The following is a 7,706-nucleotide window of genomic DNA, read 5'->3' on the forward strand; positions in this document are numbered from 1 at the left end:
AGTGCCTGTTCGGGTCGTCACCCGTGGAATCCCGAACGGGTGTGCAGCCGTTAGAGTCGCTGACTGACCATGCGCGGCCGAGCGGCCGCGGCGCCACGGCTTGGGGGTAACGGTGAGCGAGGCGCGGACGGGAGACCCGGCCGGTACGGAGACAGCGCTCGGACAACCGGCGCCGGCCGAGGCGGAGACCACTCTGGTGGTGGTCACCGGCCTCTCCGGCGGCGGCCGCAGCACGGTGGCCCGGGCGTTGGAGAACGTCGGCTACTACGTGGTGGACAACCTGCCCCAGGCGCTCATGCTCGACATGGCCGAGCTGGCCTTCAAGGCCGGCGGCGCGGCCCGGCGTACCGCCATGGTGCTGGACGTGCGCTCCCGCGCCTTCTCCACGGACCTGGCCGGGGCGATCCGGGAGCTGCGGGAGCGGGGCTTCCAGCCCCGGGTGGTCTTCGTCGACGCCGACGACGACGTGCTGATCCGCCGGTTCGAGAGCGTCCGCCGGTCCCACCCGTTGCAGGGCGACGGCCGGCTGGCCGACGGCATCGCCGTCGAGCGCGCCCTGCTGGAGGAGGCCCGGGACCAGGCCGACGTGATCATCGACACCAGCCACCTCAACGTCAACCAGCTCCGCCGCCGGGTGGAGGAGCTGTTCGGTGGGGAGGACGCCCGCCGGCTGCGGATCACCGTGCTCTCCTTCGGCTTCAAGTACGGACTCCCGCCGGACGCCGACTTCGTGATGGACGCCCGGTTCCTGCCGAACCCGTACTGGGTGCCGGAGCTGCGCGAGCACACCGGGCGCGAGGAGGCGGTCAGCGCGTACGTGCTGGGTCAGGAGGGCGCGGACGCCTTCGTGGCCGGGTACGCGGACCTGGTCAACGCGACCACCGCCGGTTTCGAGCGCGAGGGGAAGCGTTACCTGACCGTCGCCGTCGGCTGCACCGGCGGCAAGCACCGCAGCGTGGCGATCGCCGAGGAGTTGGCCACCCGGCTGCGCCAGTCCGGCATCGCCGCCAACGCCCAGCACCGGGACCTGGGGCGGGAATGATCCCGATCAGGGTGGTCGCCTTCGGCGGGGGGCACGGGCTCTCGGCGTCGCTGCGGGCGCTGCGGCGCTGCGTACCCGAACTCGACCTGGACATCACCGCGGTGGTCACCGTCGGCGACGACGGCGGCTCCAGCGGCCGGCTGCGCGCCGAGCGCGGCGGCCTGCCCCCGGGCGACCTGCGGCAGGCTCTGGTCGCCCTCGCCGGCGACCACCCGGCCACCCGGCGCAGCGCCGCGCTGTTCCAGCACCGCTTCGAGGCGGGCCTCGCCCACGTGGCCGACGGCACGGCCGACTCGCTCGCCGGGCACGCGGTCGGCAACCTGCTGATCTGCGGGCTGATGGAGCTGCTCGGCGACCCGGTGGCCGCGCTCGACCACGCCGGCGCGATGCTCGGCGCGGTCGGCCGGGTGCTGCCGATGTCGCGCCAGCCGGTCGGCATCGAGGCCCGGGTGCGCGGCGCCGACCCGGCCCACCCCGACGAGGTACGCACGCTGCGCGGCCAGCACCAGGTGGCGGTCACCTCTGGGCGAGTCGAGTCGCTGCGGCTCACCCCGGCCGCGCCGGCCGCCTGCGCGGAGGCGCTGACCGCGGTACGCGACGCCGACTGGCTGATCTTCGGCCCGGGGAGCTGGTACACCAGCGTGCTGCCCCACCTGCTGGTGCCGGGGCTGGCCGACGCGGTCGTGTCCAGTTCGGCGCGGCGGCTGGTGACCCTCAACCTGGTGGCGGAGAAGGAGACCCTGGGGCTCTCCCTGGCCGACCATCTGGACACCCTCGGTCGCTATCTGCCCGAGCTGAAGGTGGACATGGTGCTGGCCGATTCCATGGCCGTGGGGGACCCCGAGGCGGTCGGACGTGCGGCAGAATCGCTGGGTGCCCGGCTGGTCCTCGCCCCCATCGCCGTCCCGGACGGCACGCCCCGTCATGATCCAGCCGCCTTGGGCGCCGCCCTGGTGCCTGTCCTGGGCGCCGATCGTTAAACACGTACGTAATCACCGGCGACACGCCGGAACCGGTCCGTGAGGGGGCGCACTATGGCGATGACGGCTGCGGTCAAGGACGAGCTGAGCCGGGTAGACGTGCCCAAGCCCTGCTGCCGGCGGGCGGAGATGGCCGCCCTGCTGCGCTTCGCCGGCGGCCTGCACATCGTGTCGGGCCGCGTGGTGGTCGAGGCGGAGCTGGACACCGGCGCGGTGGCCCGGCGGCTCCGCCGGGAGATCGCCGAGGTCTACGGCTACCCGAGCGAGATCCACGTGCTCGCCTCGGGCGGGCTGCGCAAGGGCAGCCACTTCATTGTCCGGGTGGTGAAGGACGGCGAGGCGCTGGCCCGGCAGACCGGCCTGCTGGACGTCCGGGGCCGCCCGGTGCGCGGCCTGCCGCCGCACGTGGTGGCCGCCAACGTCTGCTGCGCGGTCTCCGCCTGGCGGGGCGCGTTCATGGCGCACGGCTCGCTCACCGAGCCGGGCCGCTCCAGCGCCCTGGAGATCACCTGCCCCGGCCCGGAGTCGGCCCTCGCGCTGGTCGGCGCGGCCCGCCGGATCGGCATCACCGCCAAGAACCGCGAGGTGCGCGGGGTGGACCGGGTGGTGGTCAAGGACGGCGACGCGATCGCCGCCCTGCTCACCCGGATCGGCGCGCACGCCAGCGTGCTGGCCTGGGAGGAGCGGCGGGTGCGCCGGGAGGTCCGGGCGACGGCCAACCGGCTGGCCAACTTCGACGACGCCAACCTGCGCCGCTCGGCCCGCGCCGCGGTGGCCGCCGCCGCCCGGGTCACCCGGGCCCTGGAGATCCTCGCCGACGACGCCCCCCACCACCTCACCTCGGCCGGCCGGCTGCGGCTGGAGCACCGGCAGGCCTCGCTGGAGGAGTTGGGCGCCCTGGCCGACCCGCCGTTGACCAAGGACGCCATCGCCGGCCGGATCCGCCGGCTGCTCGCGCTCGCCGACAAGCGGGCCCGCGACCTGGGCATCCCGGATACGGAAGCGGCCGTCACGCCCGACATGCTCGTGGTCTGATAGGACGGTGAGGCGTGGTGCTGCGGGAGTGATCTCCACCCGCCGCAGCGCGGTGCCGCGCGCTCGGATATGGTCGCTGCGTACGGCAAGGGGGCCGGCACAGGCACTCCTCGCCGTGCTCACCGCCTCGGGCGGTCAGGTCCCCACGGACCGCGCGGCGGGGTGGCCGAGATGAACCGTCAACGGCCGGCTCCAACGGTCGGCGAACACATCTCCGCCGGCCGGGGTCTCACGCCGGCGGACCAGAACGCGAGGAGATGGGACCTGTGACCATCCGGGTTGGCATCAACGGCTTCGGCCGGATCGGCCGCAACTTCTTCCGGGCAGTGCTGGCGTCCGGCGCTGACATCGAGGTCGTGGCGGTCAACGACCTGACCGACAACGCCACGCTCGCCCACCTTGTCAAGTACGACAGCATCCTGGGTCGCCTCCCGCAGGAGGTCAAGGCCACCGACGACGAGATCAGCGTGGGCGGGCACACCATCAAGGCGTACGCCGAGAAGGACCCGGCCAAGCTGCCGTGGGGCGAGGCCGGCGCCGACGTGGTCATCGAGTCCACCGGTTTCTTCACCGACGCCACCAAGGCGAAGGCGCACCTCGACGGCGGGGCCAAGAAGGTCATCATCTCCGCGCCGGCGAAGAACGAGGACGTCACCGTGGTCATGGGCGTCAACCACGACCAGTACGACCCGGCCAAGCACAACATCATCTCGAACGCCTCCTGCACCACCAACTGCCTCGCCCCGATGGCGAAGGTGCTGCACGACACGTTCGGCATCCAGCAGGGTCTGATGACCACCATCCACGCGTACACCCAGGACCAGAACCTGCAGGACGCCCCGCACAAGGACCTGCGCCGGGCCCGGGCCGCCGCGCTGAACATCGTGCCGACCTCGACCGGGGCCGCGAAGGCGATCGGCCTGGTCCTGCCCGACCTCAAGGGCAAGCTGGACGGCTACGCGCTGCGGGTGCCGATCCCGACCGGCTCCACCACCGACCTGACCGTCACGGTCGGCCGGGAGACCAGCGTGGACGAGGTCAACGCCGCGCTGAAGGCCGCCGCGGACGGCCCGCTCAAGGGCATCCTGGTCTACAACGAGGACCCGATCGTCTCCTCGGACATCGTCACCGACCCGGCGTCCTGCATCTTCGACGCGCCGCTGACCAAGGTGATCGGCAACCAGGTCAAGGTCGTCGGCTGGTACGACAACGAGTGGGGCTACTCGAACCGCCTGGTCGACCTGGCCAAGCTGGTGGGTTCGTCGCTGTGAGCATCCGGAACCTCGACGACCTGCTCGGCGAGGGGGTGTCGGGTCGGCGCGTGCTGGTGCGCGCCGACCTGAACGTCCCGCTCGACAAGCAGAGCGGTGAGATCACCGACGACGGCCGGATCCGGGCCGTCCTGCCCACCCTCGGCGCGCTGGTGCAGGCCGGCGCCAAGGTGGTCGTCTGCTCGCACCTGGGCCGCCCGAAGGGCGCGCCGGACCCGCAGTTCAGCCTCCGCCCGGTCGCCGCGCGGCTGGGTGAGCTGCTGGGCACGCCGGTCCACTTCGCCGAGGACACCGTCGGTGACTCCGCCCGCGCGTGCGTGGCGGGTCTGGTCGACGGTCAGGTCGCCCTGCTGGAGAACCTGCGTTTCAACAAGGGCGAGACCAGCAAGGACGGGGCGGAGCGGGCGGCCTTCGCCGACCAGCTCGCCGCCTTCGGCGAGGCGTACGTCGACGACGCGTTCGGCGCGGTGCACCGCAAGCACGCCAGCGTCTACGATGTGCCGGCCCGGCTGCCGCACTTCGCCGGCCGGCTGGTGCTGCGCGAGGTCGAGGTGCTCAGCCAGCTGACCGGCGAGCCGGAGCGGCCGTACGTGGTGGTGCTGGGCGGCTCGAAGGTCTCCGACAAGCTGGCGGTGATCGAGGCGCTGCTGCCCAAGGTCGACCGGCTGCTCATCGGCGGCGGCATGTGCTTCACCTTCCTCAAGGCCCAGGGCCTGGAGGTGGGCAGCTCGCTGCTCGAGGAGGAGATGGTCGAGACCTGCCGGAACCTGATGGAGCGCGAGCCGGGCAAGATCATGCTCCCGGTCGACGTGGTGGCCGCGGTCGCCTTCGCCCCGGACGCCGAGCACGACACGGTCCGGGCGGACGGCATTCCGAACAAGCGGGTCGGGCTGGACATCGGCCCGGAGACGGTGGCCGGGTTCGCCGCCGCCCTCAAGCAGGCGCGGACGGTCTTCTGGAACGGCCCGATGGGCGTGTTCGAGATGCCGGCGTTCGCCAACGGGACCCGCGGGGTCGCCGAGGCGATCGCGAAGTCCGGCGCGTTCAGCGTCGTCGGCGGCGGTGACTCGGCAGCGGCGGTGCGCACGTTGGGCCTGGACGAGTCCGCTTTCGATCACATCTCCACCGGCGGTGGCGCCTCCCTGGAGTACCTGGAGGGCAAGACCCTCCCCGGCATCGCGGCCCTGGAGAACTGAATGGCGAGCACCACCCGCCGGCCACTGATGGCCGGCAACTGGAAGATGAACCTGAACCACCTCGAGGCCAACCTGCTGGTGCAGAAGCTGGCCGCGAGCCTCACCGAGAAGCAGCTCACCGACGTCGAGACGGTGGTCCTGCCGCCCTTCACCGACCTGCGGACCGTGCAGACCGCGGTGGACGGCGACAAGCTGCTGATCGGCTACGGCGCGCAGGACCTGTCGCCGTACCAGTCGGGCGCGTACACCGGGGACATCTCCGGGCCGATGCTCGCCAAGCTGGGCTGCACCTATGTGGTGGTCGGCCACTCCGAGCGGCGGCAGTACCACCACGAGGACGACGCGCTGGTCAACGACAAGGTGAACGCCGCGCTGTCCAACGGGCTCACCCCGATCCTCTGCATCGGCGAGGGGCTCGAGGTCCGCGAGCAGCTGCGGCACGTGCCGCACTGCTGCGACCAGCTCGACGGCGCGCTCCGGGGGCTCACCGCGGAGCAGGTCACCAAGGTCGTCGTCGCGTACGAGCCGGTCTGGGCGATCGGCACCGGCAAGACGGCCACCCCGGACGACGCCCAGGAGGTCTGCGGCGAGGTGCGCAAGCGCCTCGGTGAGACCTTCGACGAGAACACCGCCCAGCAGGTCCGGATCCTCTACGGCGGGTCGGTCAAGGCGTCGAACATCGCCGCGATCATGGCCCAGCCGGACGTGGACGGGGCCCTCATCGGGGGCGCCAGCCTGGACGCCGAGGAATTCGCGCAGATCTGCCGGTTCCCGGAACACACCGCCCGCTGATCGCTCGCTATCCTTGACGCTGCCCGTCCGCCGGCCGGTGCTGCCATGCCCGACCAGCCCGGGCAGCTGATCGCTACGAGAGGACTGACCCCCGCCATGCCGATCGCGTTCGCGTACACGTTGATCGTGTTGTTGATCATCACGAGCATCCTGCTCACCCTGCTGATCCTGCTGCACCGAGGTAAGGGTGGCGGGTTGTCGAGCATGTTCGGTGGCGGCGTCAGCTCCAGCCTGGCCGGCTCATCGGTGGCCGAGAAGAACCTCGACCGGTACACGGTTCTGGTCGGGATCGTCTGGTTCGCGTGCATCGTCGGGATCGGGCTCTGGCTCCGGCTCCAGCTCAGCTCCTGAATCAGCGCGTCGAGTCGTACAATCTGCGCGCGGTCCGTCACGGACCGCGCGCAGTTTTATTTTTGCGTTGCACCGCGTCGCCCGCCGCCCGTCGCACGAGCGGCGACCCCCTCCGACGACAGGAGCGAGCAGCCGTGCCGAGTGGCAACCTCATCCGCGGCACCCGCATCGGGTCCGCCCCCGAACGCTTCGACCAGCGCACCGAGCCGGCGCCGCGCCGCCCGGTCGTCTACTGGTGCCGCAACCACCACCGGGTCCAGTTCCTGATCGCCGCCGAGGCGGAGACGCCCGCCACCTGGGACTGCCCGCGCTGCGGCGAGCCGGCCGGCCCCGACCCCGGCAACCCGCCCGGCCGGCAGCGCACCGAGCCCTACAAGACCCACCTGGCGTACGTCCAGGAACGGCGCACCCCGGAGGAGGGGGAGGCGCTCCTCGCCGAGGCCCTCGACGCGCTCCGCCGACGCCGCAGCGGCACCTGACCCCCGCTGGCGCGTCGCCGTGGTGGCTGAGCGCTCCGCCGACGCCGCAGCGGCACCTGACCCCCGCTGGCGCGTCGCCGTGGTGGCTGAGCGCTCCGCCGACGCCGCAGCGGCGCCTGACGGTGGTTAAGAGGGGGCCCCTGCTCTACGCCAGGCGTTAAAAAGGGGCCCTTCCTTACCGCTCAGCGCAGGCTGCGCAGGCGGGGGGGCACGTCGGCCGCCGCGGCCCGGTCCAGCAGCCAGAGGGTACGGGCCACCCCGTGCACCCCGGCCGCCGGCAGCTGCACGGGACCGGCTCCGGCCAGGGCCATGCCCACCGCCCGGGCCTTGTCCGCGCCGGCGGCCACCAGCCAGACCTCCTCGGCGGTGTTGATCGCCGGCAGGGTCAGCGTGGTGCGCACCGGCGGCGGCTTCGGGCTGCCGCGGACCGCGCTGACCGGCCGGTTGTCGTGGTGCACCGGGTGCTCGGGAAAGACCGAGGCCACGTGCCCGTCCTCGCCGACGCCGAGCAGCAGCACGTCGAAGTGGGGGAGCGCGGCGTGCCCGGGCCGGGCGGCCCG

At 72.5% G+C, this 7,706-nt stretch carries 9 protein-coding genes; 8 read left to right on the forward strand and 1 reads right to left on the reverse strand.

Annotation, left to right across the window (positions count from 1 at the left end):
- Positions 1–112 precede the first annotated feature (112 nt).
- The 8 genes from rapZ to ONA70_RS16775 all read left to right on the forward strand — a co-directional run bounded on the left by rapZ (position 113) and on the right by ONA70_RS16775 (position 7,146).
- A complete protein-coding gene (rapZ, locus tag ONA70_RS16740) occupies positions 113–1,042 on the forward strand; it encodes an RNase adapter RapZ (protein ID WP_406601200.1) in 930 nt (309 codons plus the stop codon).
- Positions 1,039–2,022 carry a gluconeogenesis factor YvcK family protein gene (locus ONA70_RS16745; RefSeq protein WP_265007367.1) on the forward strand — a complete coding sequence of 328 codons (984 nt, stop codon included), beginning with the start codon at positions 1,039–1,041 and terminating at the stop codon, positions 2,020–2,022. Before rapZ ends, ONA70_RS16745 begins: the two co-directional genes overlap by 4 nt.
- 54 nt (positions 2,023–2,076) lie before the next feature.
- Positions 2,077–3,057, forward strand: coding sequence for a DNA-binding protein WhiA (gene whiA / locus ONA70_RS16750; protein WP_167185892.1), 981 nt, complete (start codon positions 2,077–2,079; stop codon positions 3,055–3,057).
- A gap of 266 nt (positions 3,058–3,323) precedes the next feature.
- Positions 3,324–4,328, forward strand: coding sequence for a type I glyceraldehyde-3-phosphate dehydrogenase (gene gap / locus ONA70_RS16755; RefSeq protein ID WP_265007368.1), 1,005 nt, complete (start codon positions 3,324–3,326; stop codon positions 4,326–4,328).
- On the forward strand, positions 4,325–5,524 hold the full coding sequence (locus ONA70_RS16760) for a phosphoglycerate kinase (RefSeq protein ID WP_265007369.1): 1,200 nt from the start codon (positions 4,325–4,327) through the stop codon (positions 5,522–5,524). Before gap ends, ONA70_RS16760 begins: the two co-directional genes overlap by 4 nt.
- A complete protein-coding gene (gene tpiA, locus ONA70_RS16765; RefSeq protein ID WP_265007370.1) occupies positions 5,525–6,316 on the forward strand; it encodes a triose-phosphate isomerase in 792 nt (263 codons plus the stop codon).
- Between the two features lie 96 nt (positions 6,317–6,412).
- Positions 6,413–6,667 (forward strand): preprotein translocase subunit SecG, encoded by a 255-nt coding sequence (secG, locus tag ONA70_RS16770; RefSeq protein ID WP_123241446.1) that lies wholly within the window; start codon positions 6,413–6,415, stop codon positions 6,665–6,667.
- 134 nt (positions 6,668–6,801) lie between these two features.
- Complete coding sequence (locus ONA70_RS16775) at positions 6,802–7,146, forward strand: RNA polymerase-binding protein RbpA (protein WP_265007371.1); 345 nt, start codon at positions 6,802–6,804, stop codon at positions 7,144–7,146.
- 182 nt (positions 7,147–7,328) lie between these two features.
- Here the strand turns inward: ONA70_RS16775 and ONA70_RS16780 are convergent.
- A partial coding sequence (locus tag ONA70_RS16780; RefSeq protein ID WP_265007372.1) for a 6-phosphogluconolactonase occupies positions 7,329–7,706 on the reverse strand: 378 nt, incomplete at its 5' end.

Source organism: Micromonospora yasonensis (assembly GCF_026013475.1).
Taxonomy (GTDB): domain Bacteria; phylum Actinomycetota; class Actinomycetes; order Mycobacteriales; family Micromonosporaceae; genus Micromonospora; species Micromonospora yasonensis.

Bases quoted from the DNA above. Each gene is read 5' to 3' on its own strand.
- ONA70_RS16745 (WP_265007367.1), top strand. From the start codon at position 1,039: ATGATCCCGATCAGGGTGGTCGCCTTCGGCGGGGGGCACGGGCTCTCG.
- whiA (WP_167185892.1), top strand. From the start codon at position 2,077: ATGGCGATGACGGCTGCGGTCAAGGACGAGCTGAGCCGGGTAGACGTG.
- tpiA (WP_265007370.1), top strand. From the start codon at position 5,525: ATGGCGAGCACCACCCGCCGGCCACTGATGGCCGGCAACTGGAAGATG.
- secG (WP_123241446.1), top strand. From the start codon at position 6,413: ATGCCGATCGCGTTCGCGTACACGTTGATCGTGTTGTTGATCATCACG.